At 66.2% G+C, this 24,840-nt stretch carries 26 protein-coding genes; 20 read left to right on the forward strand and 6 right to left on the reverse strand.

Annotated elements, in window-relative coordinates; translation table 11 throughout:
- The 3 genes from MRBLMC3_RS08280 to MRBLMC3_RS08290 all read right to left on the reverse strand — a co-directional run.
- The coding region (locus tag MRBLMC3_RS08280; protein ID WP_363827570.1) for a hypothetical protein at positions 1–187 on the reverse strand (187 nt) is incomplete at its 3' end.
- 666 nt (positions 188–853) lie between these two features.
- A complete protein-coding gene (locus MRBLMC3_RS08285) occupies positions 854–1,510 on the reverse strand; it encodes a DUF2285 domain-containing protein (protein WP_363827573.1) in 657 nt (218 codons plus the stop codon).
- Entirely contained in the window at positions 1,443–1,667 is a 225-nt protein-coding gene (locus MRBLMC3_RS08290; RefSeq protein ID WP_363737599.1) for a transcriptional regulator domain-containing protein, read from the reverse strand. The genes MRBLMC3_RS08285 and MRBLMC3_RS08290 overlap by 68 nt, the downstream gene beginning before the upstream one ends.
- Before the next feature lie 167 nt (positions 1,668–1,834).
- On the opposite strand from MRBLMC3_RS08290, the gene MRBLMC3_RS08295 reads away from it, so the two are divergent.
- The 7 genes from MRBLMC3_RS08295 to MRBLMC3_RS08325 all read left to right on the forward strand — a co-directional run bounded on the left by MRBLMC3_RS08295 (position 1,835) and on the right by MRBLMC3_RS08325 (position 7,481).
- The gene (locus MRBLMC3_RS08295) at positions 1,835–2,608 is read left to right on the forward strand and encodes a LuxR family transcriptional regulator (protein ID WP_363827576.1); all 774 of its coding nucleotides are present in this window, start codon (positions 1,835–1,837) and stop codon (positions 2,606–2,608) included.
- Between the two features lie 57 nt (positions 2,609–2,665).
- Entirely contained in the window at positions 2,666–3,283 is a 618-nt protein-coding gene (locus tag MRBLMC3_RS08300; RefSeq protein WP_363827579.1) for an acyl-homoserine-lactone synthase, read from the forward strand.
- A gap of 16 nt (positions 3,284–3,299) precedes the next feature.
- A complete protein-coding gene (locus tag MRBLMC3_RS08305) occupies positions 3,300–4,172 on the forward strand; it encodes a phytanoyl-CoA dioxygenase family protein (protein WP_363827582.1) in 873 nt (290 codons plus the stop codon).
- Positions 4,169–4,777 (forward strand): GntR family transcriptional regulator, encoded by a 609-nt coding sequence (locus MRBLMC3_RS08310; RefSeq protein WP_363827585.1) that lies wholly within the window; start codon positions 4,169–4,171, stop codon positions 4,775–4,777. Before MRBLMC3_RS08305 ends, MRBLMC3_RS08310 begins: the two co-directional genes overlap by 4 nt.
- Positions 4,778–4,891: 114 nt before the next feature.
- Positions 4,892–5,011 (forward strand): benenodin family lasso peptide, encoded by a 120-nt coding sequence (locus MRBLMC3_RS08315; protein WP_129927693.1) that lies wholly within the window; start codon positions 4,892–4,894, stop codon positions 5,009–5,011.
- 65 nt (positions 5,012–5,076) lie between these two features.
- A complete protein-coding gene (locus tag MRBLMC3_RS08320; RefSeq protein WP_363827588.1) occupies positions 5,077–5,742 on the forward strand; it encodes a lasso peptide biosynthesis B2 protein in 666 nt (221 codons plus the stop codon).
- Entirely contained in the window at positions 5,739–7,481 is a 1,743-nt protein-coding gene (locus MRBLMC3_RS08325; protein ID WP_363827591.1) for an asparagine synthase-related protein, read from the forward strand. Before MRBLMC3_RS08320 ends, MRBLMC3_RS08325 begins: the two co-directional genes overlap by 4 nt.
- A gap of 148 nt (positions 7,482–7,629) precedes the next feature.
- On the opposite strand, the gene MRBLMC3_RS08330 is transcribed toward MRBLMC3_RS08325, so the two are convergent.
- Positions 7,630–8,967, reverse strand: coding sequence for an LLM class flavin-dependent oxidoreductase (locus MRBLMC3_RS08330; RefSeq protein ID WP_133652520.1), 1,338 nt, complete (start codon positions 8,965–8,967; stop codon positions 7,630–7,632).
- A 170-nt stretch (positions 8,968–9,137) separates the two neighbouring features.
- On the opposite strand from MRBLMC3_RS08330, the gene MRBLMC3_RS08335 reads away from it, so the two are divergent.
- Positions 9,138–9,731, forward strand: coding sequence for a nitroreductase family protein (locus MRBLMC3_RS08335; RefSeq protein ID WP_133652519.1), 594 nt, complete (start codon positions 9,138–9,140; stop codon positions 9,729–9,731).
- A gap of 35 nt (positions 9,732–9,766) precedes the next feature.
- On the opposite strand, the gene MRBLMC3_RS08340 is transcribed toward MRBLMC3_RS08335, so the two are convergent.
- Positions 9,767–11,119, reverse strand: coding sequence for an FAD/NAD(P)-binding protein (locus tag MRBLMC3_RS08340; protein WP_363827594.1), 1,353 nt, complete (start codon positions 11,117–11,119; stop codon positions 9,767–9,769).
- 104 nt (positions 11,120–11,223) lie between these two features.
- On the opposite strand from MRBLMC3_RS08340, the gene MRBLMC3_RS08345 reads away from it, so the two are divergent.
- The 4 genes from MRBLMC3_RS08345 to MRBLMC3_RS08360 are packed head-to-tail and all read left to right on the forward strand — an operon-like array spanning position 11,224 to position 14,477.
- A complete protein-coding gene (locus MRBLMC3_RS08345) occupies positions 11,224–11,367 on the forward strand; it encodes a hypothetical protein (protein ID WP_166666323.1) in 144 nt (47 codons plus the stop codon).
- Positions 11,357–12,346, forward strand: a complete 990-nt coding sequence (locus MRBLMC3_RS08350; RefSeq protein WP_363827597.1) for an ABC transporter substrate-binding protein — start codon at positions 11,357–11,359, stop codon at positions 12,344–12,346. The genes MRBLMC3_RS08345 and MRBLMC3_RS08350 overlap by 11 nt, the downstream gene beginning before the upstream one ends.
- Before the next feature lie 5 nt (positions 12,347–12,351).
- Entirely contained in the window at positions 12,352–13,527 is a 1,176-nt protein-coding gene (locus tag MRBLMC3_RS08355) for an acyl-CoA dehydrogenase family protein (protein WP_363737585.1), read from the forward strand.
- Between the two features lie 2 nt (positions 13,528–13,529).
- Entirely contained in the window at positions 13,530–14,477 is a 948-nt protein-coding gene (locus MRBLMC3_RS08360) for a D-isomer specific 2-hydroxyacid dehydrogenase family protein (protein WP_363827600.1), read from the forward strand.
- A gap of 13 nt (positions 14,478–14,490) precedes the next feature.
- On the opposite strand, the gene MRBLMC3_RS08365 is transcribed toward MRBLMC3_RS08360, so the two are convergent.
- Positions 14,491–15,327 carry a LysR substrate-binding domain-containing protein gene (locus tag MRBLMC3_RS08365; protein ID WP_363737581.1) on the reverse strand — a complete coding sequence of 279 codons (837 nt, stop codon included), beginning with the start codon at positions 15,325–15,327 and terminating at the stop codon, positions 14,491–14,493.
- Between the two features lie 291 nt (positions 15,328–15,618).
- Between MRBLMC3_RS08365 and MRBLMC3_RS08370 the strand changes: the two genes are divergently transcribed.
- From MRBLMC3_RS08370 to MRBLMC3_RS08405, 8 genes are all read left to right on the forward strand, one after another.
- Positions 15,619–16,437 (forward strand): ABC transporter permease, encoded by an 819-nt coding sequence (locus tag MRBLMC3_RS08370; protein ID WP_363752854.1) that lies wholly within the window; start codon positions 15,619–15,621, stop codon positions 16,435–16,437.
- A gap of 2 nt (positions 16,438–16,439) precedes the next feature.
- The gene (locus MRBLMC3_RS08375) at positions 16,440–17,222 is read left to right on the forward strand and encodes an ABC transporter ATP-binding protein (protein WP_363752852.1); all 783 of its coding nucleotides are present in this window, start codon (positions 16,440–16,442) and stop codon (positions 17,220–17,222) included.
- On the forward strand, positions 17,219–17,830 hold the full coding sequence (locus MRBLMC3_RS08380; protein ID WP_363752850.1) for a cysteine dioxygenase: 612 nt from the start codon (positions 17,219–17,221) through the stop codon (positions 17,828–17,830). Before MRBLMC3_RS08375 ends, MRBLMC3_RS08380 begins: the two co-directional genes overlap by 4 nt.
- Positions 17,830–19,092 carry a rhodanese-like domain-containing protein gene (locus MRBLMC3_RS08385; protein ID WP_363752848.1) on the forward strand — a complete coding sequence of 421 codons (1,263 nt, stop codon included), beginning with the start codon at positions 17,830–17,832 and terminating at the stop codon, positions 19,090–19,092. The genes MRBLMC3_RS08380 and MRBLMC3_RS08385 overlap by 1 nt, the downstream gene beginning before the upstream one ends.
- Positions 19,093–19,113: 21 nt before the next feature.
- Positions 19,114–20,202: an LLM class flavin-dependent oxidoreductase gene (locus MRBLMC3_RS08390; protein ID WP_363827603.1), complete on the forward strand. Its 1,089-nt coding sequence runs from the start codon at positions 19,114–19,116 to the stop codon at positions 20,200–20,202.
- Positions 20,203–20,205: 3 nt separating this feature from the next.
- Complete coding sequence (locus MRBLMC3_RS08395; RefSeq protein WP_363737572.1) at positions 20,206–21,171, forward strand: ABC transporter substrate-binding protein; 966 nt, start codon at positions 20,206–20,208, stop codon at positions 21,169–21,171.
- Between the two features lie 122 nt (positions 21,172–21,293).
- Positions 21,294–23,882, forward strand: coding sequence for a TonB-dependent receptor plug domain-containing protein (locus tag MRBLMC3_RS08400; protein ID WP_363827606.1), 2,589 nt, complete (start codon positions 21,294–21,296; stop codon positions 23,880–23,882).
- The gene (locus tag MRBLMC3_RS08405) at positions 23,872–24,822 is read left to right on the forward strand and encodes an ABC transporter substrate-binding protein (RefSeq protein WP_363737568.1); all 951 of its coding nucleotides are present in this window, start codon (positions 23,872–23,874) and stop codon (positions 24,820–24,822) included. The genes MRBLMC3_RS08400 and MRBLMC3_RS08405 overlap by 11 nt, the downstream gene beginning before the upstream one ends.
- Positions 24,823–24,840 lie beyond the last annotated feature (18 nt).

Raw genomic sequence — 24,840 nt, forward strand, 5'->3', positions numbered from 1 at the left:
GACCGTGCAACTCATTGTCAGCAGCCTCTGCAAGCGAACGCCCGTGGCGTTCTGCCAGCCAAATCCGGGCAGCGACGATTTTCTCATAGCCGAAGATCGATCCGGCGCTGGCTATTCCAGCAGCAGCACGGATGACATAATCTGCCCATTCGGCAGGTCCGGCCTTGTTTTTAGTATCAGTAATCATGATGAACTCCGCGTCAGCAAGCGGGAGCGCTCGAGTCTCTCAGTCACGGGATGCTTGCGACTAGAACCGGGTGATGTTTCACCTTATCACAATTGAGCGAACCCGAAGAGCCCTGTATGACCCGCATTACGTAGAGCGGGGATAGGGCACATTAGGGCGATGATAGTAAATTGTCGCGTCACGGCACGGCATTTTCTGATCGTGTCTCTGCCAATGACATGTTTCGGCGAAACCCGTCATTCAAGGTTGCGCCCGGGAATGGCAGAATTGTCCCACGTTCGGTCGAACCGTTTCTTTTCAGAATTGCATGGTCAAGCGTCGACATCGCGCAACGCGAGGTTGGCATCATGGCGAATCTCGCAGCCATGTTGCAAAGGTGGCAGGCGGAGAATCCGGTCGTTTCCGGGTCAAATCCGCCGATGGCCTGCTTCCGTCAACCGCGCGGCAGGCCCTGACGATCTGCACGGACTGTCGGTCGCTGTGGCCGCGCCAGCGATCGTCACCGCAAGGCTGAGACCCGGCTTGGCCGGGGCTCGGTGGTGCAGGCGTCGGTGCGCTGGCGCAACAAACGCCGAGCCATAGAGCGCGGTCGTGCCGGTTGGCGCAGCGCCCGGCGCGAGGCGCCCCGTCTGGACGTCCTCGCCGACGTACAACCACCGCCCCACCTCATCGGTACCGCCGCCGCATCAGGTCGCGATACCCGCCCAACGCCAGGGTCTTCGCTTCGCGCGCCAGCCGCCGGACACGCGAACGCAGCGAGTCGGATCGGTCGTTCCAGTCTTCGGCCACGCGCGCCTCGCCGAACAGAACGGCCCCGATTTCGCGCTGGGTCGCGCCGTCGGCCAGCGCGTCATGGACGCGCAGCAACTGGATGCCGCGTTCGATCCAGGGGTCGCGCGGGTACAGCGAGCGGGCAAAGCGGCGATGGTGCTGGAGATGGAGGAGGCGGCGCAGCGGCAGGATGCCCGCCTCGGCGCTGCCAAGCCCATGCAGCCGATAGTGGAGGTGGACCAAGGTCTCGCCGGCAAGCCGGCCTTGCGCCACATCGAGCCGGATATGGTGGCGACCGTCCGAGAGAACGGCATGGTCATAGCCGTCCGGATCGGTGACGACGGTCAGCCAAGCGGCGACACGCTCCAGATCAAGACCATCGGGATCGGCGCGATCGGTGGAAATCGCTATAACGGACAGGGTTGCGGGATCGAGATCGGCATGCCAGATGATCCGTGCCTCGGGTGCCGACCGGGCCGGATCTTCAGCGAAAGTGCAGCCCCCACGCGCGCGGATCGACGCGGCCGCGGGTAACGCTGCTCGCCCGGGCATGCCAGGCGATATAATCAGGATTGCGACGCAGCCACTCCCACATGATCCCGGCGCGATCGATACCGCGCAGCCGTGCGTAAGCGGTGCTCTCACGCCACGCCTGCAGCAGCGTCACGGGCCGAAACCCGCGAACAGCGCGGGGGCATATATGCTGCATCGCACAAGACAACTTCTGCGCGCCTGCACAACATGATATGACGCTTCCATGACAGGAGTCGCCCGGCGACGGCTTGAGGCCCCGCCGCCTGGCCCACAGGACCAAGGAAGGGCGACCGCCGGGATCCGGGCAGCACGAGACGCCGCCGACGGTCGCGACAGGATCAGATGCCTTATTCGGGCATGGCGATGCAGCTTGCGCGCATCGTCGAAACGGTCGGCAACGCGGACGAGCTTGCGGCGGCCATGGCTGCCATCAGCGTGCAACTGGGTTTCCAGTATTTCGCGCTCAGCCATCATGTCGATGTGGCCACGGCCGGTGACGCGGCGATCCGGCTGCATAATTATCCGCGGCGCTGGGCGGACTATTATGACCAGAACGCTCTGGGCGTGAGCGACCCGGTGCACCGCGCCAGCCATGTCACCAGCATCGGCTTCCCCTGGTCGCAAATGGCGGCGATGATCCCGCTGACGCCGGGCGATCTTCGGATCCTGGCGCTCGGCCGCGCACAGGGCATCGGCGACGGCTTCACCGTCCCGGTGCATGTTCCAGGCGAGGCGCGCGGCTCCTGCTCCTTTGCGAGCGAAGCGGGCCGGCCGCTCCCGCAGGCCATGCTGCCGCTGGCGCAACTCGCCGGCAATTTCGCGTTCGAAGCGGCGCGCCGATTGTGGACGGGACGCGGCGGGCTCTTGCCGCGTCCGGGGCCTGCACTGACCGACCGGCAGCGCGACTGCGTCCTGTGGGTCGCGCGCGGCAAGGGCGACTGGGAGATCAGCCGCATCCTGGGGATCAGCGAAGAGACGGTGGCCCGGCATATCAAGCAGGCCTGCGAACGCTACGGCGTGAACAAGCGGACATTGCTGGTGATCCGGACGCTGTTCGACGGAACCCTCACCTTCTCGGATATCTTCCGCCGTCGCTATGCCCCTTTTCGGGCATAGCGCTGCGACCGGCATCTCGCCGACCCTCGACCGATCACGGCCAAGGGAGCAAGAGCCATGCTGCATATCCTGCAATCCGCCCCGCCGTCCGCGTCGGACGCGGCGCTGCGCGCGATGTTCGCCGCGCGCAAGTCGGTCTTCGTCGACCTGCTCAAATGGGACGTCCCGGTCCTCGAAGGTCGCTATGAAGTCGACCAGTTCGACGATCTCAACGCCATCTATCTGATTCTCGCCGAACCCGACGGGGCGCATCTGGGCTCGGTGCGTCTGCTGCCGACCATGCGCCCGCATATCCTCGACAGCCTCTATCCGGGCCTGTGCGAGGACGCGCCGCCGCGCGCGCCTGACATCTACGAGATCACCCGCTTCTGCCTCGACCGCCGGCTGCGCGCGATCGAGCGCCATACGGTGCGCGATACGCTGGTGACCGCGCTCGTCGATCATGCGCTGGACCACGGCATCACCGGCTACAGCGCGATCGCCGAAATGGGCTGGTTCCAGCAGATCCTCGCGTTCGGCTGGCGCTGCCGTCCGCTCGGACTGCCGCAAGTCGTCGATGGCGCGATGCTGGCGGCACTGCGCATCGACATCGCCCCCGACACGCCCGGCCTGCTCGCGGCGGCGGGCATCCAGGCGGCACCGGCCATCCGGGACAGCCGGCGCATCGCGGCCTGAAAAAAGGAGAACGACGATGATCGGCAGGATCGACGACGAGATCGCCCGCAGCGCGCGCGACCTCCTCGACCATGGCTGGTGTATCCTTCCCGATGCGCTGCCGCCCGCGCAGGTCCACGCGCTCGATGATGAATTGATGGGTGATTTCGCGGCGACGCCGTTCGGCCAGGGTGGTTTCTACGGCAGCACCACCAAGCGGTTCGGCCGCCTGCTCACGCGCGCGGCCGGCGCCGCGGCGCTGGTCCAGCACCCGCGCATTCTCGGCATCGTCGAGGCCGTGCTCGCGCCCTGGTGCGAATGCATCCAGCTCAATACGACCCAGGCGATCGCGGTTCATCCCGGCGCCCCGGCGCAATTGCCGCACCGCGACCAGGACATGTGGCGCGGCCCTGTCGGCGAGATCGAATATCTCGTCAATGTGATGTGGCCGCTGAACGATTTTACGGATGAAAACGGCGCCACGCGGGTCTGGCCGGAAAGCCATGGCGCGAACGCACTGGCCGAGCCGGACGGCGCGCCTTTCGCCGCCGAGATGGCTCCCGGCGCGGCGCTTCTGTTCCTCGGCTCGACGCTCCACGGCGCGGGTGCAAACCGCACGCGGGAGGTGCGACGCGGGATCGTGATCGGCTATGCACTGGGCTGGCTCAAGCCCTATGAAAACCAATGGCTCGCCTATCCGCCCGAGGTCGCGCGCGCGTTCCCGCCCGATCTGGCGGCGCTGGTCGGCTATCGCCAGCATCGGCCCAATCTCGGCAATTTCGAGGGGCAATGCCCTTCGGTGCTGCTGGGCGGACGCGCGGACCGGCCACTCGGCGCCGTCGATGCGCTGCGGCCCGACCAGCAGGTGCCGGTCGATGCCTTTGTGCAGGAACAGCGAGACGCGCGGTGAACGCCGGAGCGACCGCCGAACGGGTCCATGAGGCGCTGCGCCTCCGGATCATGAGCCGCGAATTCCGGCCAGGCGACAGGCTCGACCCGGCGGTGCTGGCCGCGCCGCTCGCCGCGAGCGTCACGCCCGTGCGCGACGCGCTCCACAGGCTGACCGGCGAGGGTCTTGTGGAGACGCGCACCGCCGGCGGCTTCCATGTCCCTGCGCTCGATGAACCGGGCCTCGAGGATCTCTATGACTGGTCGGCCGAACTCGTCCTGCTTGCCATCAACGCATGGCGACGCCCGGCCGTACTTCCGCCCCTTGGCGACCTCGCGGACGACGCGGCCCTGGCCGACCGGACTGCGGCGACATTTCTGGCCGTCGCCCGCCATTCCGCCAATCGCGAGCATGCGCTCGCGCTCGACCGGCTCAACGCCCGCCTTCATGCCGTCAGGACCGTCGAAGAGCATGTGCTTGAAGGCACACACGCTGAACTGCAGGCGCTGTGGCAAGCCGTCAGGACCGCCGAACGCAAGCACCTGAAAATCCTGTGCCGCAGCTATCATCGCCGCCGCCGCCGCGCTGCCGCCGACATCGTGCGGGCCGTCTACCGCGCGGACTGACGCCCGCCGCCCTGCCAAACAAAATCGATATAGAATCCGTATAAAGTTCGGATAGCCGGTCGCCCTCCATAGTCTGCCATGGCTGCATTTCGCAGCAGGACGAAGGAGTGCATCATGGAACGTGAAGACGAAGTGATCGACCTCGGCACCGCCAGCATCGAAACCAAGGGCGGCGCCGGCCTGGTCATCGATGCCAAGAATGGCCAGCAGCTCTTCGGCATTGCCGACGACTGACGGCGTCGGCGCGCGGTCCCACGGGATCGCGCGCCGATCCGGGCTTCGATCCTGGGCGTTCGATCATGGGCTTCACCCTTCGCAATGGCATCTCTTTCTGCCACGTCGGCGATCGGATCATCTTTCTCGATATCGAGGCAGACCGGTATTTCTGCCTGTCGCCAGACGCCGAGTACAGCTTCCGGGCGCTGGCGGATGGCGCGACCCCGCCGCCAGACGATGCGCACGTCCAGGGACTGCTGGCGCGCGGCCTGCTAACGGCCTCGGTGGCCCCAGAGGCACCGGCCGCCTGCCCCCCGATCGTCATGCCGCGGACGAGTATTCTTGATCTGGATCTTCCGCGGCCTGCCTTCGCCGGGACGACCAGCGCCCTGTGCTGTCTTGCCGCCACGCGCGTACGATTGAAGATGGCTGGTCTCGGCCGGACCCTTTCCTGGCTATCGACCCGAAAGTCGCGCTTGCCGACATCCCGTGCCCTGCCGGAAGGGCAGGTAGAACGGATCATGGCCGGGTTCGTTTCTGCGGCGCACCTTGCCAGCCAGATCGACCTGTGTCTTGCAAACTCCATCGCGGTGGCATCGCGCATGATCGCGAAGGGAATACGGCCCGATGTCGTGCTGGGGGTGCAACTCGGGCCATTTTCCGCCCACTGCTGGGTCCAGCACGGGGACCGGCTCGTCAACGACCGCGTCGACATGGTGCGGACCTTCACGCCGATCCTGGTCCTATGACGGGGCGCCGCTTTCTCGCGCTGATCGCGACCAGCGCCGAGCCGCTTCCTCCGGGGCGGATCGACAGCGCGCGCAAGGCTGCGGCATCGCTCGTGCCGCTGATCGAAACCGACCGCTTCATGCTGTGGAGTGACCACCTGTACGGAATTGCACAGGTTGGCGGCCATGCGATAGTCGGCGAGCTGTTCCATCGTGGCAGCACGCGGCCGGAAACCACGCTTGACGATGCGGCATGGACGGCGATCGCCCGGTCGCGAGGCGAGAGACTGATCGAACGCTACTGGGGCAGCTATGTCGCCTTCACGACCAGCGATACCGCCGCCGCCATCATACGGGCGCCCATGGGCGATCAGGGATGTTACCACGCCCGGGTAGGCGGCGTGCTCCTGGTCGCGTCCGATCTCGCCCTGCTGCGGGACCTCGGATGCCGCTTCAGCGTCGATCCCGATGCCCTGGCGCGTCACATCGCCTATCCCGAATGGCGGCGCAGCGAGACCTGCCTCGACGGCGTGGAGGAACTGCGCGGCGGCGATCGCCTGCTCGTCTCGGCGAATGGGGTAGAATACGAGACATTATGGTCGCCCTGGGCCTTCGTCGCTCGGGATCGGATGATCGACGATTCCGGGGAAGCGGCTCGCGCCGTGCGCAACGCCGTGCATCTTACCGCGCGTGCCCGCACCGCCAGCCATGATCGCGCCCTCTTGCTCCTTTCCGGCGGGCTCGATTCGGCGATCGTGGCCGCCAGCCTGAAGGCGACCGGCACCGATGTGATCGGCCTCAACCTCGTCGGCGACGACGCGGCAAGCGACGAAAGGCGCTATGCCGGGATGGTCGCCCGGTCTGCCGGCATCGAACTGCTGACGCGGACATTCGACCTTGACCGCGTCGATGTCCGCCGCTCGGGTGCGGCCCATATGCCCTATCCAGTGCATCGCTGCTTCACGCAGGCGCAGGACGCGGTCGCGGCCGAAACCGCCGAGCTATGCGGAGCCGATATCCTCATCGATGGCGGCGGTGGCGACAATGTCTTCTTCGCTTCGCGCACCGTGTCGATCCTCGCCGACTGCCTCGCCACCGGCGGTCTGGACAAGCGCTTTTGGAGCGCCGCACGGGCACTCGGCGACCTGGGCCAGACCGGGACATGGGCCCTGACCTGGCGCGCGGTGCATCGCGCCTGGCTGCGCTCGCCAGCCCCGCGCCAGCCGCCAGCGATCGACTTCCTGTCTGACGCAGCAAGGGCGATCGTCGAGGACGCTCCTGCCCATCCCTGGTTCACGCCACCCGACGGCGTCCTGCCCGGTCGGGCCAGCCATGTGGCCCTGCTCGCCCCGGCACAGAATATGGTCGAGGCCATCAATGCCCAGGCCCAACAGCGCGCGGTATCGCCACTGGTTTCCCAGCCCGTCGTTGAGGCCTGCCTGCGTGTCCCGAGCTGGAACTGGCTTGCACCCGATCGGGACCGGGCGATCGCACGCAGCGCCTTCGCGCCCGATCTTCCCAAGGCCATCGTGTCGCGTCGATCGAAGGGCACGCCCACCGGGTTCGTCGCGACCATCTTCGACCGGCATCGGCAGACCATTCGCGACATGCTGCTTGGCGGCAAGCTGGCTGACCTTCGTCTCATCGACGAAAGAAAGATTTCACAGCTACTCTTTATGCTTGGTCCGGTTCGAGACCTGCGCTTCGTGCGCATCATGGAACTGGTCGATGCTGAAGCGTGGGCTGCATCCCAAAGCTAGAGGCGGCAATCTCAGACGGTACGTCCATCCAGCAATGCCGAGAGGGGACAAAGGATGGGAGCTACCATGTGCCAGCGTGAAGTCACATTCCGAACTGCGGGCCGTGGTTGGAAGGCGTTGGCGATTGGGCAGCATGTGATCGACCGGTTCAGGCAGCGCTGCGTTTCGAACGGCTTGCCGTATGGCGATTCTCCGGCTCGGGCAGGCCCAGATGCGCGCGAAAGGTTGCGCCCTCATAATCGGTTCGGAACAAGCCGCGCGCCTGCAGAATGGGAACTACCTTGTCGACGAACAGGTCGAGTTGCCCCGGCAGCGGCTCGAAAATGACGAAGCCGTCCGCCGCGCCTTCCTCGAACCAACGCTCGAGGCGATCGGCGACCGTCTCAGGTGATCCGACGAACGCCCCGCGCGGTGTCGCCAGCCGTTCGACCACCTGCCGCAGCGTTAGGTTCTCTGCCCGCACCTCGGCGAGGATACGCAGCGTGGCGCTCTGCTGGCTGTCAAACCCGATATGCGCCACGTCCGGGAAGGGCGCGTCGAGATCATATTGACGGAAGTCATGGTCGTTGAAGGTGCGCGACAGGAAGCCAAGGCCCGTGTCGATCGATTCCAGCGCCGCCAATTCGCGATAGCGGGCCTCCGCTTCCTCTTCCGTATCGCCGATGATCGGCGCGATGCCCGGCAGCACGAACAACAGGTCGGGATCGCGGCCGAAGCCCTTGGCCCGCGCCTTCACATCGGCGAGATAGGCCTGGCCGTCCTCTTTGGTCGGCGCATGGGTGAAGATCACTTCGGCATGGCGCGCGGCGAAGCTGCGTCCGTCGTCGGACGCGCCGGCCTGGAAGATGACAGGCTGACCCTGCGGCGTGCGCTTGATGTTGAGCGGCCCGCGCACCTGAAAATACTCGCCCTTGTGTTCCAGCCGATGCAGCTTGTTAGGATCGACGAACTGGCCGCTCTCCTTATCGGCGACATGCGCACCCTTCTCCCAGCTGTCCCATAGCCCCTTCACCACGTCGAGATATTCAGCGGCGATCTTGTAGCGGGTTGCATGGGCGGGATGCTCGGTCCTGCTGAAATTGGCCGCCGTATCCCCAAGCCAGGACGTGACGACATTCCAGCCGGCGCGTCCGCCACTCAGATGATCGAGCGAGGCGAACTGGCGGGCGACGTTGAACGGCTCGGAATAGCTGACTGTCAGCGTCGCGACGAGGCCGATGCGCGATGTCGTGGCGGCAAGCGCCGACAATATGGTGATCGGCTCGAACCGATTGAGATAATGGGGGCTGGATTTCTCGGTGATCGACAGGCTGTCGGCGACGAAGAGGAAATCGAACTTGCCGCGTTCCGCCGTCGCGGCCTGCTTTTGATAATAGGACAAGCTGGTGCTGGCGTTCACTTCGCGGTCGGGGTGCCGCCAATCGTTCCAGGTGCGGCCGACGCCGTGCAGGATGAAGCCGAGTTTGATGTGCGGGGATTTGGCCATGGCCGGTCCTTGATGCAGGAAAAGAGGAGGATGAGCCGACCCCATCTAGGCCAGCGCTTGGTCGGCAACCAACGCAATGTCCTCATGCGCATATGAATTGAGCAAATACCCCTTGATGTTGTTTCTGCCGCGCTGATGTTGGCCTGCGGCATCCCGCATGAGGAGACAGAATGACAACGTCCGCTCGCACCCCGGCGCATCCGATTGAGCCCTTGTTCACCAAGCGCTGGTCGCCGCGCGCCTATGACGGCTCGTCGATTCCCCAAGCTGCCCTGGACAGCATATTCGAGGCAGCACGCTGGGCGCCGTCCGCCTTCAATTATCAGCCTTGGCGGTTCGTCTACGCCCATCGGGGCAGACCCGATTGGCAGCGCTTTATGGACCCGCTGCTTCCTTTCAACCAGAGCTGGGCTAAGAATGCCGCCGTGCTGCTGTATCTTCTGTCCGATACGCTGATGGAACAGGGTCCGGGGTCGGATCCCAAGGCGTCATACAGCCACAGCTTCGATGTCGGCGCGGCCTGGGCTCTGATCGCGTTGCAGGCGACGAGATTGGGCTATCATGCTCATGGCATGACCGGCGTCGATTTCGACGCGGCGCGGATCGCGCTGAATGCGCCGGAGCGGTTTCGGATCGAGGCGGCAGTGGCGATCGGACGACAAGGCGACAAGGCCAGCCTACCCGAGGCCCTGCGAGAGCGGGAAGTCCCCAGCGGTCGCAAGCCGATCGAGGCGTTCACGTTCGCTGGCGCGTTCCCGGGCTGACCCGTCCCGCGCCGCCGGGCGAGGGCGCGGCTGGCCTACAGACCGGCGGCTTCAACCCAATGGGCGTTGCTGATGTCCCGGGCGAGCGTCCAGACCTGCCGCCTGATGTCTGGCACGGCGACGATTTCCCAATGCGCGCCGCGCGTCATTGGGCCGACGACACGGAGGCGATCCCGTGCCTCGCCACCCGCGCCGATCGCCCGGCACTGGCGATCCACGTCAATGCCGATCGCCAAGGAATCAGGCCGGATCGCGCTCTGGCTCGCCAGCGCGCGAAGCAGTTGGTCACGCGTGCGGCCGAGGTCGCCGAGCGGACCTGTGCAATTGACCACACGCGCGAAATGCCGCCAAGCCACCGCATCGCTGCCCCGAGAGCGCAACGCAACCGCGATTCGCGCCCCGTCCGGTCTTGCTTCCATGACCTTTGCGGCGGCGATCTCCAGACGCCCGGCGGCCCGCATCCCCGCCAGCCTGTCCGCTACCGCAGGCGCGATGCGATGTCGGTGCACATCCCAATAGGGACGCAGATGGCGCAGGAAGCGCGCACGGTCGGAGGCATCGGCGGCACGCCACATATCCTGAGTAAAGGGCCGCAATTCGTCCACCGCCGCGCGCCAGCCAACCGCGTCCGCGCGCGCACGCACACGCAGCACCAGCGCCGAGGCGGAGCCGTTCGGCCGCTCCGACAGGCCGGGCGCCGCCTGCGCCGGTGCATGGGCGCGGGGCAGCAGCCCGCGCCGTGACACCGCCACGATCGGCCCCGCAAAGCCAGCCGTGTCGAAGCTGAGCGCGCAATCCACCGCTGTCAGGCCGGTGCCCAACAGCAGCACCTGATCCTCCGGCCCCAATCCATCGGCCAGCCCCAGCGCCCAGGGATCATCGGCATAGGCGGGATGGGCAATGCCGGCAAAGGCGGGCAGGGCGTGCGGCGGCAGGTTGCCCGGTGCTAACACTGCGATGTCCGCCTTCACTTGCGCACCGGTGGCGAGGCGCACTGTCGCTGCCCCGTCCGACACCCTGAGATCGACGGCTTCCGCCTCCACCAGCCGCAGCCGTGCCCCGGCAGCAGCCTTGGCGGCCTCCAGCAGGTCGCGAAGGTAGAGGCCGTAAGTTTGCCGCGTGGCGAAGCTCGCATCCTGTCCTGCGGCCCGCGTCCTCAGCCAGTCGGCGAAGTGGCCAGGTTCGTCAGGCAGCGCGCTCATATTGGCGGCGCGGACGTTGAGAATATGGTCGTGCTGCGCGGCGCCATAAGCGAGCCCGCGCCCGAAGCGGTCGCCTCGCCGTTCGATCAACGTGACGCGCACTGCGCCATGGCGCAGCAGATTGATCGCCAGCAGCGTGCCGGAAAAGCCGCCGCCAACGATGGCGACATGATTGGCGCTCAGCATGGATCAAGCATTTCTAATGGTTTGGGCAGCATTGCTTGTGGGACATATCTCTACTTACTCAATAGATAAATAGCCTCAATTCGATTTTCTGGAGCTGCGTTGTCATGACCCCTCTACAACCCCTGATCGCCGGATGGCGGCGCTGGAAGGCGGCGGCGGCGCGCGAGTTTCTGCGCGATCCCAACGTCATCCTGTTCGACCGCGCGCCCGAATCCGCGCCGGCCGCGACAAGCGCCCGTGGCGGCTGAGGGTCTTTCCCGCCGGTTGATGCTGGGCGGCGGCGCAGCCTCCTGCCTGCTGCTCGCCGCCTGCGGATCGGGCAAGGCGGGCCGCCCCACGCTGCGCGTGTCCATCACCGGCAAGGGCGATGGCGATTCGCGGCTGCTCTTCAAATCCGCCAGCATAAAGCCCGAAGGCTTCGACATCGCCTATAACGAGTTCCAGTCGGGCCATCTCGTGGTCGAGGCGCTGAATGGCGGCTCGCTCGACTATGGCGGGATGAGCGAGATCCCGCCGATCTTCGCCGCCGCTTCGACCATCCAGAGCTTCCGCCAGATCGCGGTCGCGCATGGCGACGTCAACAATCAGGTCGTGCTGGTGCCGCAGGGTTCGACCGCCAGGAGCATCGCCGACCTCAAGGGCAAGCGCGTCGGCTATGTCCGCGCCACCACCTCGCAATATTTCCTCATCCGGATGCTGGAGGAGGTTGGCCTGGGCTGGGACGATATCAAGCCGGTGGCGATGGGCGTGACCGACGGCGCGGCGGCCTTTTCCCAGGGCGCCCTCGACGCCTGGGCGATCTACGGCTTTCCGATCCAGCGCGCGATCGCGACCGAAGGCGCGCGCATTCTGCGCACCGCCTACGGCATCCTTTCGGGCAATTATCTGGTGGCCGCGCATGTCGACGCGCTCGCCGATCCCGACAAGGCGAAACTGATCGCCGACTATCTCGGCCTTGCCCAGAAAGCTTATGCCTGGGCCGCGGCGCATCAGGATGAGTGGGCGGTCATCGTGTCCAGGGATATCGGCGTGCCGCTCGCCTATGTGCAGGATCAGTTCAAGCGCAAGAGCGACGTGTACGAACTGCGCCCGGTCACGCCTGAGGCCATCGCGTCGCATCAGAAAGTCGCCGACCTCTTCTACGCCCAGAAGCTGCTGCCCAAGCCGGTCGATGTCCGCCCGCTCTGGGACGACCGCTTCAATTCCGCTATTCCGAAAAGAGGCTGACCATCATGGCAACCCGTCTCGCCACGCCCGACAGCGCCCCGTCTACGATCACCGCCGACTATCTCGACTGGCTGACGCGCGAACTCGCGTCGCACGCCGAAGCCTATGACCGCAGCGGCGAATTTCCCCGCGCGCCCTTCGACCTGCTGGCGCACGAGGGACTGATCGGCCTCACCGTCCGGCCGGAACTGGGCGGGCGCGGCGCGAACCTTTCGGAAGCCCTGCGCGTGCTCGCCGCCGTGGCGAAGGGCGAGCCCTCTACCGCGCTCATCCTCTTCATGACCTATCATTATCACGCCAACCCGCTCCGCGCGCAGGGCTGGCCCGCCGCGATCTACGAGCGGCTGGCGGCCGATGCGGTCGCGGGCCGGGGCCTCATCGGCGGGCTGCGCGTCGAACCCGAACTCGGCACCCCTGTTCGAGGCGGCCTGCCGGCAACGATCGCGCGGCGCACGGCTGACGGCTGGGCGATCAGCGGCACCAAAATCTATTCGACCGGATCGACCGGGCTGGACTGGTATTCGGTCTGGGCTAAGACCGACGAGGAAAATCCGCGTGTCGGCAATTTCCTGGTGAAGGCCGGCAGCCCCGGCGTGACGATCGAACCCGCCTGGGATCATCTGGGGATGCGCGCGACCGTCAGTCACGCCGTCCATTTCGCCGACACGCCGACCCCGCTCGACCATGCGGTGGACGTGCGCCTGCCGGAACAATGGGCGGCAGCTGCGGGCGACCCCAGCCTCGCCATCTGGAATGCGCTCGCCATCTCGACCATCTATGATGGCGTGGCGCGCGCGGCCCGCGATTGGCTGGCGACCTATCTCAACGATCGCGTACCGTCCAATCTCGGCGCGTCGCTCGCCACCCTGCCGCGCGTGCAGGAGAAATTCGGCAAGATCGAAGCGCTGCTTCAGGTCAACGCGACGCTGATCCGCGACGCCGCCGCGCGCTACGACGCTGGCGATCAGCCGGGCGCGGCCGCGGTCAACAGCATCAAATATGTCGCGACCGCCAACGCGATCCGCGCGGTCGAGATCGGCCTGGAACTTACTGGCAATCCCGGCCTCAGCCGCCACAACCCGCTCGAACGCCATTATCGCGACGTGCTGTGCAGCCGCATCCATTCGCCTCAGACCGACACGATCCTTGTCGCGGCCGGCCGCGCGGCTTTGGGACAATAGCCATGTCGCTCGTCATCGCCAGCCAGCTCGACGCCGATTTCAACAAGGGGCTCGGCCAACATCCCATCGCCCCGGTCGTGATCGACGTAGCGGAGGATGAGCCCTGGACCGCCGCTGCGGAAGCCGACCTGCTGCTGGTCCGCCCGACGCCCGCATGGCGGCAGCCCCCGGCGGCGCGCCCCTCGCTCTGGCCGGGCCGCTTGAAATGGGTCTACAGCGCGTCCGCCGGCGTCGATTTCTATCCCGAATGGCTGCTGGACACGCCGCTCGTCACCTGCGGGCGCGGCGTCGCGTCGGACGAGATCGCCGACTATGTTATCGCCGCCCTCTACGGCCATGCCAAGAATCTGGAGGCGGTGACGGTGCGGTCTCGCGCCGACTGGAAGCAGGCGCCGTTGGGGCGCGTCTCTGGCACGACCGTCGGCATTGTCGGGCTGGGCGCGATCGGGCAGGCGGTGGCGCGGCGGGTTCTGGCGCTCGGCGCCCAGGTAGTGGCGCTGCGCCGATCGGGCGCGCAGGCCGGGATCAACGGGGTCGAGCTGCTCAACGACCTGCCCGCCCTGGTCGCCCGCGCCGACCATGTCGTCATCGCCGTGCCCGGCACGCCCCAGACCCGCCATCTCTTCGACGACCGTCTGCTCTCGCAGGTTAAGCCCGGCGCGCACATCATCAACGTCGCGCGCGGCTCGGTGCTGGATCAGGATGCGCTGATCCGCGCGCTCGACCGGGCGGACGGGCCGGGTTTCGCCACGCTCGATGTCACCGATCCCGAGCCTTTGCCCGAAGGCCATCCGCTCTACACCCATCCCAAGGTTCGCCTGACGCCGCATATCTCCAGCAACTATACGCTAGTGCGGCACCGGCTGCTGGAAAAGGTCCGCGACGACATCAGCCGCTTCGTGCGCGGCGAGACGCCGTCCGACGTGGTCGATCCCGCGCGCGGCTATTGATGCGGCAGGCGCATCACAGCGCCTGCACCGTCTCCCGCGCCAGTTCCGCGAGCCGCTGCGCCGCGCTGTCCAGCTTGTCGCCCGCGCGCAGGATCGCGGCGACGCGCGGCAATTCGGGCAAGCGCTCATGCGTCAGCGTCGATTCCTCGCCAATGAAGAGGTGCGTGCGGCAGGTGATGCCGAGCCCCGCGCCGACTGCGGCCTTGAGCGTCGCGAGATTGGGCGTCTCCACCGCGATCCGCCATTGCAGGCCCGCATCCTCCAGCCCCCGTATCGCCGCCTCGCGGAAGCGGCAGGGCTCCTCCAGTACGGCGAGGGGAATGATGCTGCGATCGGCCAGCGCCGGCTCTCCATACCAGGCCATCGGCGCGACCGTCACCGCATGGGCGTCATTGGGCGCGGCGAAACCCAGCAATATGTCCAGCTCGCGCCGGTCGAGCAGCGCCTGCAACTCCGCCGTCCCGGCCACCCGTGCATAGATTTGCGCGTCGGGGTGCAGCTCCGAAAAGCGCGAGAGCAGCCCCGACAGCAACGTATCGGCGAAATCCTGCACCATCCCGATCCGCGCCGGCCCGGCAAAGCGCCCGGCGCTCACCGCCGCGACAGCCTCGTCATGCAGCAGCAACACGCGCCGCGCATAATCGAGCATCACCTCGCCCGCCGGCGTCAGGTTGAGCCTCCGCCCTTCGCGCAGGAACAGGGTCTGCTGCACCAGCTCCTCCAGCCGCTTGATCTGGAGGCTGAGCGCCGACTGCGTGACGAACACCTGCTCCGACGCATTCAGCATCGAACCGGTATCGACGATCGCGACGAAGCTGCGCAGCAAATTGGTGGGCAGGTTGACCGGCACGGTGGGCCTTTCAGCTGGAAATGCGGGGAAGGGCCGACCCATCGCAGGGAACGGGCGTTCCTTATCGCCGACGCTTATATATCAATCAAAATAGTAGAGATTGAAAGGGCCCAACTAAATCTTGCGGGATGCCAGTCCCGACCGGCAACCGGCGGTTTTCTGCGCCATGGCGAGCCAATCGAGCGGCCAGCCCCCGCTTATGATCGCTACTCATAGATGACAGCAGAAAAACTTAATTGAATTGGTAGAGAATACATGTTGGGCTTCCCGTGACCTAAACAAGGACCGGATATGGCAGGCCTGGCGATCGGACGTTCATTTGGCGCAGAGCGCACACGGCAGCCCTTTTCGCTGTCGCGCTTCGGCGGGCGCTGGCTTTCGCCGGTGCTGCTGCTCTTGCTCTGGGAGCTGGGCTCGCGCAGCGGCCTGATCCCCGAACGCACGCTCGCCGCGCCCTCGGCGGTCATCGGCACGCTGATCGAGATGGTGATCTCGGGCGAGCTGCCCTCCAATCTCCTTGTCTCCTTCGCCCGAGTCGCCGCCGGGCTGCTGATCGGGGTCGGCCTCGGCCTTGCGCTCGGCCTCGTCGCCGGTCTTTCCCGCGCCGGCGAACTGGCGGTCGACCCGCTCATGCAGATCAAGCGCACCATTCCCGCGCTCGCGCTGACCCCGCTCTTCATCGTCTGGTTCGGCATCGGCGAAACGCCCAAGGTCGCGCTGATCGCGTTCGCCACCATCTTCCCGGTCTATTTGAACCTCTACAGCGGTATCCGCGGCGTCGACCTGCGCCTGCTCGATGCGGCCAAGAGCTTCGGTCTCAGCCGGGCGGAGCAGATTTGGCATGTCGTCCTGCCCTCGGCGCTACCCTCGCTGCTGGTCGGCCTGCGCTACGCCCTTTCGGTCTCGATCCTGGTCCTGGTCGTCGCGGAACAGATCAATGCCTCGGCGGGCCTTGGCTATCTCATCAACAACGCCCGTGATTTCATGCGGACCGACATCATCGTCGTCTGCCTGATGGTCTATGCCATCCTCGGCCTCGGCGCCGACTGGCTGGTCCGCACCATCGAAGCCCGCGCCCTCATCTGGCGCCCCAGCATAGTGGAGCAATAAGCATGGACGCTCGCCTCGGCTTTAACGTGCTCAACAGCGCGCAGCATCTTCCCCATCCCGAACCCGTCGTGCGCTTGCGCGGCTTCACCCGCCGCTTTGGGCCCAACACCATCATCGACGGGCTGGACCTCGACATCGCGCCGGGCGAGTTCATCGCGCTGCTTGGCCGCTCGGGCTCGGGCAAGACCACATTGCTGCGCACTCTTGCCGGCCTGGACGAAGTGCGGGGGCAGGACGTGGAAGTCCCCGACAGCCGCGCCGTCGTCTTTCAGGACGCGCGCCTCCTCCCCTGGAAACCTGTCTGGAAGAATGTCGGCCTGGGCCTCAAGGGCGATATCCGCCCCCGCGCTGAAGCCGCGCTCAAGGAAATGGGCCTGGGCCATCGCATCGACGCCTGGCCGCTCACCCTCTCGGGCGGCGAAGCACAGCGCGCCGCGCTCGCCCGTGCGCTGGTGCGCGAGCCGCAACTGCTGCTGCTCGACGAACCCTTCGCCGCGCTGGACGCGCTGACCCGCTACCGGATGCACGACCTCGTCCTGTCGCTGTGGCGCGCGCATCGCCCGGCCGTGCTGATCGTCACCCATGATGTCGAAGAAGCGATCGCGCTCGCCGACCGGGTGCTGGTGCTCGACAAGGGCCGCATCGTCGCCGAAGAACGCATCACCGCCCCGCGCGGCGAGCGCGCCAGCTTCTCCGCCCGCCTGCGCGAAAAGCTGCTTTCCACCCTGGGGGGCGACGATCATGGCGTCGTCCCGTTCGCGCCGACGCTGGAAGCCGCCGAATGACGGCAGCCGCCATCCTCGACCGGCCGATCGACACGACCCGCCTGCGCGGCTTCGTCACCGCATTCGCGGACCTGCTCGCCGCGACCCGCGACGAACAGGCAATCCTCGACAGCGGGAGCGCCTTGCTCTCCCGGCTGATCGCTACCGACGACTGGCTGCCGGAAGAGTTCGCCCAACCCAATCCCGACCGCTACCAGCAATATCTCCTCCATTGCGACAGCCGCGAACGCTTCAGCGTCGTCAGCTTCGTCTGGGGGCCGGGCCAGTCCACCCCGATCCACGACCACAGCGTCTGGGGCCTCGTCGGCGTCCTGCGCGGCGTCGAGAGGGTGGAGCGCTTCGGCCGCCTGCCTTCAGGCGCGCTGGTGGAGGAAGGCGAGGAACTGCTCCACGCCGGTGAGGTCGATGCCGTCTCCCCCCGCATCGGCGACATCCACCGCGTCACCAACGGCCTCGCCGACCGGCCCTCGGTCAGCATCCACGTCTATGGCGCGAACATCGGCGCGGTCGAGCGCGCCACCTACACCCCCGACGGCACGGCCAAGAGCTTCATCTCGGGATACGCCAATCGCGTCATCCCCAACCTCTGGGACAGATCGAGAAATTAATGACCACCGACACGCTTTACCGCCTCCAGACCTCCACCCCGCAGGATATCCGCCGCGCACTGCTGATCGGCAGCGAAATCGCGCTGATCGACGTGCGCGAGGAGCATGAGTTCGCGCAGGGCCATCCGCTCTTCGCCGCCCAGATCCCGCTCCGCCGCATCGACGAGGAAGCGCGCTGGCGCATCCCCCGGCTCGATACGCCCATCGTGGTCTATGACAATGGCGAAGGGCTAAGCCGCAAGGCGGCCGTGCGTCTCGAAGCGCTCGGCTATACCGATGTGCGCGAACTGGAAGGCGGCCTCACCGCCTGGCGCGACGCCGGCTATGAACTGTTCGAGGACGTGAACAGCTACAGCAAGGCGTTCGGCGAACTGGTCGAGCATCGCCGCCACACCCCCAGCCTTCCCGCCGAAGAAGTGCAGGCGCTGATCCGCGAAAAGGCCGACATCCGCATCCTCGATGCCCGCCGTTACGACGAATATAACACGATGAGCATTCCGACCGGCACCAGCGTGCCCGGCGCGGAACTGGTGCTGCGCGTGCAGACGGTCGCGCCTGATCCCGACACCACGATCATCGTCAACTGCGCCGGCCGCACGCGATCGATCATCGGAGCCCAGTCGCTGGTCAATGCCGGCATCCCGAACAAGGTCTATGCCCTTCGCAACGGTACGATCGGCTGGACGCTCGCGGGGCAAGAGCTGGAAACCGGGCAAACCCGCGCCGCGCCCGAAGTGGACGACGCGGCAACGGACGAAGCGCGCGCCCACGCCCGCGATGTCGCCTATCGCGCCGGCGTCAAGCGGATCGGCTGGCAGGAACTGGAGGCGCTCCAGGCGGAGACGGGCCGGACCCTTTATCTCTACGACGTGCGCCAGCCCCGCGAATATGAAAGCGGACACCTCCCCGGCTTCCGCAACGCGCAGGGTGGTCAGCTGGTGCAGGAAACCGACCATAACGCCCCGGTGCGCGGCGCACGCATCGTTGTCACCGACCCCACCGGCGTCCGCGCCGACATGACCGCCTCCTGGCTCGCCCAGCTTGGGTGGGAGGTCTATGTCCTCGACATCGACTGGTCCGCCGCCACGCTGGAGCGCGGCCCCGACAGCGCGCCACCGCCGCGTGGCCCGGAGGGTCGCTACAAGCGCCCCTATGAAGGCACCGACAACAAGGCCGCCGCGATGCAGGCCTATCTCGACTGGGAATATGGCCTCGTCGCCCAGCTGGAGCGCGACGGCACCCACGGCTTCTACGTCATCTAATTTTTTGCAGGAGGACGCATCATGAGCGTCAAGTTCATCGGCTATATCGGCTTCAACAACGGCTCCGAAACACAATCCGCGGTGCGCAGCCGTGCGCTCGACACCGACTATGTCGATGCCGCGGCGAAGGCGCAGGAGGAAGGCGGCTTCGATCGCGTGCTCATTCCCTTCGGTTCCAACAGCCCGGAAAGCCAGATCGTCGCGGCCCATGCCGCCGCGCGCACCACACGCCTCGGCTTCCTCGTCGCGCATCGCCCCGGCTTCACCCAGCCCACCGTGGCGGCGCGCCAGTTGGCGACGCTGGACCAACTGTCGGGCGGGCGTGTCGCCGTCCACATCATCACCGGCGGCGCGGACGATGAAATGGCGCGCGACGGCGACACGAAGACGGTCAAGGCGGAACGCTACGCCCGCACCGACGAATATCTAACCATCCTGCGGCAGGAATGGACCGCCGCCAAACCCTTCGACCATCAAGGCAAATATTACGACATCCGCCAGGCATATAGCGCGATCAAGCCTGACAATCTCCCAGTCTTCTTCGGCGGATCGTCGGACGAGGCGATCGAGGTCGCCGGCCGGCATGCCGATGTCTATGCGCTCTGGGGCGAAACCCTTGCCGCCGTGCAGGACACCGTTCGTGCTGTCCGCAAGTCCGCCGCCCGCTACGGCCGCAGCCCCGGCTTCTCGCTCTCGCTCCGCCCGGTGATCGCCGACACCGAGGAAGCGGCGTGGAAGCGTGCTGCCGAGATCGAGGAGCAGGTGCGCGAGAACCGCGTCGCCGCAGGCCTTCCGCTGACCGGCCATCGCCCGCCCAATGCCGGTTCGCTGCGCCTGCTCGATACCGCAAGCAGCAACCGGCAGGACAAGCGCCTGTGGACCGGAGTCGCGGCGCTGACCGGCGCGGCGGGCAACAGCACGGGTCTGGTCGGCGCGCCCGAGCAGGTCGCCGACGCTATGCTGGACTATTACGACATCGGCATCGACCATTTCCTGATCCGGGGCTTCGATCCGCTGGGAGACTCCATCCTCTACGGCCGCGAGCTGCTGCCGCTGGTCCGCGCCAAGGTGGCGGAGCGCGAAGCGGCCGGTCTCGCGCTGGCGGGCTGATCCATGCCGAAAAAGAAGACTGTCGTCCTCCTGTCGACGGCCCTCGTCGCGGTGGCGGGCCTCGGGCTCGCCGCCGCGACCTTTTCGCGAAATGACGACAATGTCCTGCGCGTCGCCAACCAGAAGGGGCAGGTGAAGGCGATGATGCTCGCCTCGGACGCCCTTGAAGGCGCGCCCTACACGGTCGAATGGTCGGAATTTCCCGCAGCCCAGCCTCTACTCGAAGCGGTCGGCGGCGGCGCGGCGGATCTGGGCCTGGCGGCGGACGCGCCCTTCATCTTTGCCTATCAAAGCGGCAGCCCGGTCAAGGCGATCGCGGTGCAGGCCCCGGCCAATCAGGCGCGCGAAGCGCTCGCTATCCTAGTGAAGGCGGGCTCCCCGGTTCGGGGCGCACAGGACTTGGCCGGCAAATCGGTCGCCACGACGCGCGGCTCGATTGGCCACCATCTTCTGCTTCAGGCGCTCGAGCGGGCCAACATCCCGGCGGACAAGGTGCGCGTCACCTTCCTGCCTCCAGGCGACGCAAAGGCCGCATTCGACAGCGGCGCGATCGACGCCTGGGCGACCTGGACGCCCTATACCAATGTCGCGATCAAGGAAGGCGCGCGCGCCGTGGTGGACGCCAAAGATTATGGCCTGCCGCTCTATATCGACATCGCCAACGAAGACTCGATCGAACCCAAGCGCGCGCTGCTCGCGGATTTCCTGAAAAGGGAAGCCAAGGCCGTTGCCTGGGCGCGGCTGCATCCTGACCAGTTCGCGCAGGTGCTCTCGAAAGAAACCGGGCTGCCGCTCGATATCGCGCGCGCCAGCTTCGAACGGAGCAACCGCGTGGCGCGCCCGATCGACGACGGCATCGTCGCGCATGAACAGGCGATCACCGCCCGTTTTCAGAAAGCCGGTCTTATCAATAGCCCGCGCGATGTGCGGCTGGCTTTCGACGGCAGCTTCGACGGCCGCAAAGAATAAGTTTTTCGCGAACAAAACAATCTTCAGTTTAGCTGAAGTCATCGGTGGATGATCGAACTCATTTATCAATTAAATTCGTAGAGAATAGACCGCCCTCAACATCTCGTGGGGGACCCATTACAATGAACAAATGCCGTCTTCTCCTTGTCTCGACAGCGCTTTCGGCTGTTTCTTTCACTGTCTCGCCAGCCGGCGCGCAGGGCGTCGTCGCGCCGGAGCAGCCCGCCGAGGACGCCGCTGCTGACGCAGGCACGATCATCGTCACCGGCGTTCGCGGCGCGCCCCGCACCGTCGCGGAAAGCCCCGCTCCAATCGACGTAGTGGGCGCGGAAAAGCTGCAAGCGACCGGATCGGCCGAGTTCGGGGAGGCGCTGTCCAAGCTGCTCCCGTCGCTCAACTTCGGCGCGACCCATGCCGGGGTCTTTTCGATCGGTCGCCCCGTCACTAATCGCGGCCTGGCGCCTGCCTATACGCTCGTGCTGGTGAACGGCAAAAGGCGGCATAACGGCGCTTTCCTCAACAATTCGACCGCTGATACATCCGGCGCGAACCCGGTCGACATCGACCTCATCCCGACCAGCGCGATCGACCGGATCGAGGTGCTGAAGGACAGCGCCGCCGCCCAATATGGCACCGACGCGATCGCGGGCGTCATCAACATCCAGCTTGCGCAAAAGGAGGGGCTCTCCGGCGACTTCACCTACGGCACGCTCTACGACGCCAATGGCAAGCCCGACAGCTGGAAGGGCACCATCCGTTACGGCACGAAGATCGGACCCGATGGCGGCTTCCTGACCCTGTCAGGCGACATCCGCAAGCGCGGCGGCGCCTGGTGGAACCTGCCCGCGACCGACATCAACATCTACGGCCTGCCCGCCGGCCGCACGATCGACCAGGTGGTGGCATCGAGCGGCCTCACCCGCGCCCAGGTAGAGGCGAACGTCGCCGACGCCAACGCCCGCAACGCCCAGTGGAACCGCGACGGCGCGCATAATGGCGACCCGCAGATCGAGGCGTTCAACCTGAGCTACAATGCCGAGTTGCCGGTCACGGAGAATGTCAGCCTCTACAGCTTCGGCACCTATGGCGAGCGCGACGCCCAGATCGGCAACAATTTTCGCCGCCCCAACAGCACCGCCAATTTCACCGCCCTCTTCCCGGACGGCTATTACCCCCTCAACAATATCGAGGAGAACGACTTTCAGGTCGTCGCGGGGCTGAAGGGCACGCTTGTCGGCTGGGACTATGACGTCTCCTCCTCCTTCGGCCGCAACTACAGCCATCAATTCTCGAAGCTCTCGGTCCGCCCGTCACTCGGGCCGACGGGCCCCACGGAGTGGCCGAACCTCGCCAATTTCGAGTTCCGCCAATGGACCCACAATGTCGATCTGCACCGCAGCATCGATATCGGCTTCGCCAAGCCGCTCGAAATCTCGATCGGCGGCGAATATCGGCTCGACCGCTTCCGCACCTTCGCCGGCGACCCGCTCGCTTACCAGCCCGCGACCTACACCTTCAAACCCGGCGACCAGCAATATGACTGGAATGTCGGCCGCATTGCCTCCCCGGTGGTGCAGGGCGGGATTGTGCTGTCGCCCGATGACGAGGCCGACATCAGCCGCAAAGTCTATGCCGGCTATATCGACCTTGGCCTCTATCCCACCGACGCCTGGTATATCGGCGCGGCGATCCGGGCGGAACATTATGACGACGGATCGGGCAGCCCGGTGGGCCTCAAGCTCAACAGCCGCTATGAGGTCACGCCGACGCTGGCGATCCGCGGCACGGTCGGCACCGGCTTCCGCGCGCCCTCGCTGACCCAGATCGGCTACGCCCAGACCGACGGGCGGACCTCCTCCTTCTTCAACGCCGCGACCGGCCAGACCGAATTGCGCCCCACCGTCGCCAAGCTGGTGACGGCGGATTCCACCGTGGGCCAGCTGCTGGGCGCCAAGCCGCTCAAGGCGGAAAAGACGTGGAACGCGGGCCTCGGCCTCGTCTTCACCCCCGCGCCGTCGCTGTCGATCACGCTCGATGGCTATTATATCCGCATCAAGAACCGGGTGGAGCGGACCGGCCGCCTGTTCGGCCCCGGCATCTCGGCGATCCTCGCCGCCAACGGCCTGTCGGACATCGAACAGGCGGAATATTTCATCAACGCCGCCGACACCGAGACCAAGGGCTTCGACCTCGTCGCCGACTATAGCCGCACTCTCGGCGACCTCGGCAAGATCGGCGTGACGCTGGCCTTCAACTATTCCAAGACGAAGGTCACCGATGTCGTCGCCACCCCGTCGCAACTGTTCGCCGCCAGCGGCGCGTCGCTGCTCGGCGCGGGCTCGGTCTTCTTCGGCGGCGACAAGATCGGCGAGCTGGAAGTGCTTCAGCCCCGCACCAAGCTGGTCAGCACCGTCAACTGGCAGAAGGGCATTTTCGGTCTCAGCGTCACCGCCACCCGCTACGGCAAATATACGCAGCGCACGGCAGCGGGCGACGATCGCTATTTTGGCGCGAAGATCATCACCGACGCCAGCCTCAGTGCGAAAGTCACCGACTTCGCGACTCTCTCGGTCGGCGCGACCAATCTCTTCGACGTGCGGCCCGAAACCAACGGGCCGGGCAATCCCCAGACAGGGCAGGGCTATTATGGCCCGTCGCCCTTCAATCCCGCAGGCGGCTATTATTATGGAAGGATCGCTCTTGCCTTCTGATCGGCGCACCTTCCTCGCCGGTGCAGCCGCTCTCGCCCTCGCCGGTTGCGGTGAAGGCGCGAAGGGCGGCCGTACCAGGCTGGTGCTGGGCGATCAGGTCCATCTGCTCCAGTCGAAGGCAGAAGCGGCGCACGCGCTCGGCAACCTGCCCTATGACATAGAATGGGCCAATTTCGCCGGCGCCGCGCCCCTGCTCGAAGCGCTCAACGCAGGGGCGGTCGATACCGCGCCGGCGGGCGACCTGCCGGTGGTGCTGGCGGCAGCGGCCAAGGCGCCGCTCAAGATCGTCGCCGGAACAGGTTTCTCGACCCGCGACATCGGCATCATCGTGCCCCAAGGTTCCCCCGTCCGTCGCGTTACCGATCTCGCCGGCCGCCGCGTCATCGTCTCCAGCGCGCGGGGCAGCATTTCCCACTATCTCCTGCTCGAAGCGCTCAAGGAGGCACATGTCGACCGCAAGGCGGTGGATATCGGCTTCATGCTGCCCAATGACGCAGCCGCTGCCTTCAACGCGGGAAGGATCGACATATGGGCGACCTTCGGCACCTATCAGATCGCGGCGGAACTGGCCGGCGCGCGGCTGATACGCGACGGCGAGGGAATCAATAGTCCCTTCGCCCTGATCGCCGCGTCGCAGGCGGCGCTGGACGATCCGGCCAAGCGCGCCGCGCTGCGTGACGTTCTTGGCCGTCTTCAGAAGGCTGCGCTCTGGTCGGCGGACCATCCGGCCGCTTATGCCGCTATCTTGGTCGAGCAGACGAAGGTGGACCCGAGGGTCGCCGACATCATGGCCAACCGGCAGCGCGGGATACTCGTTGCCCCCGACGACGCCGTCATCACGCCGCTCCAGCGCGTGGTCGATCGCTTCCATGCCGACGGCGAACTGCCCGCCCATGTCGATGTCGCCGCGATCGTCGACCCAGGCATCTTCCCAGCATGAGCGGCGCTTCGCGACCCT

The organism is Sphingobium sp. LMC3-1-1.1 (assembly GCF_040676285.1).
Taxonomy (GTDB): Bacteria; Pseudomonadota; Alphaproteobacteria; order Sphingomonadales; family Sphingomonadaceae; genus Sphingobium.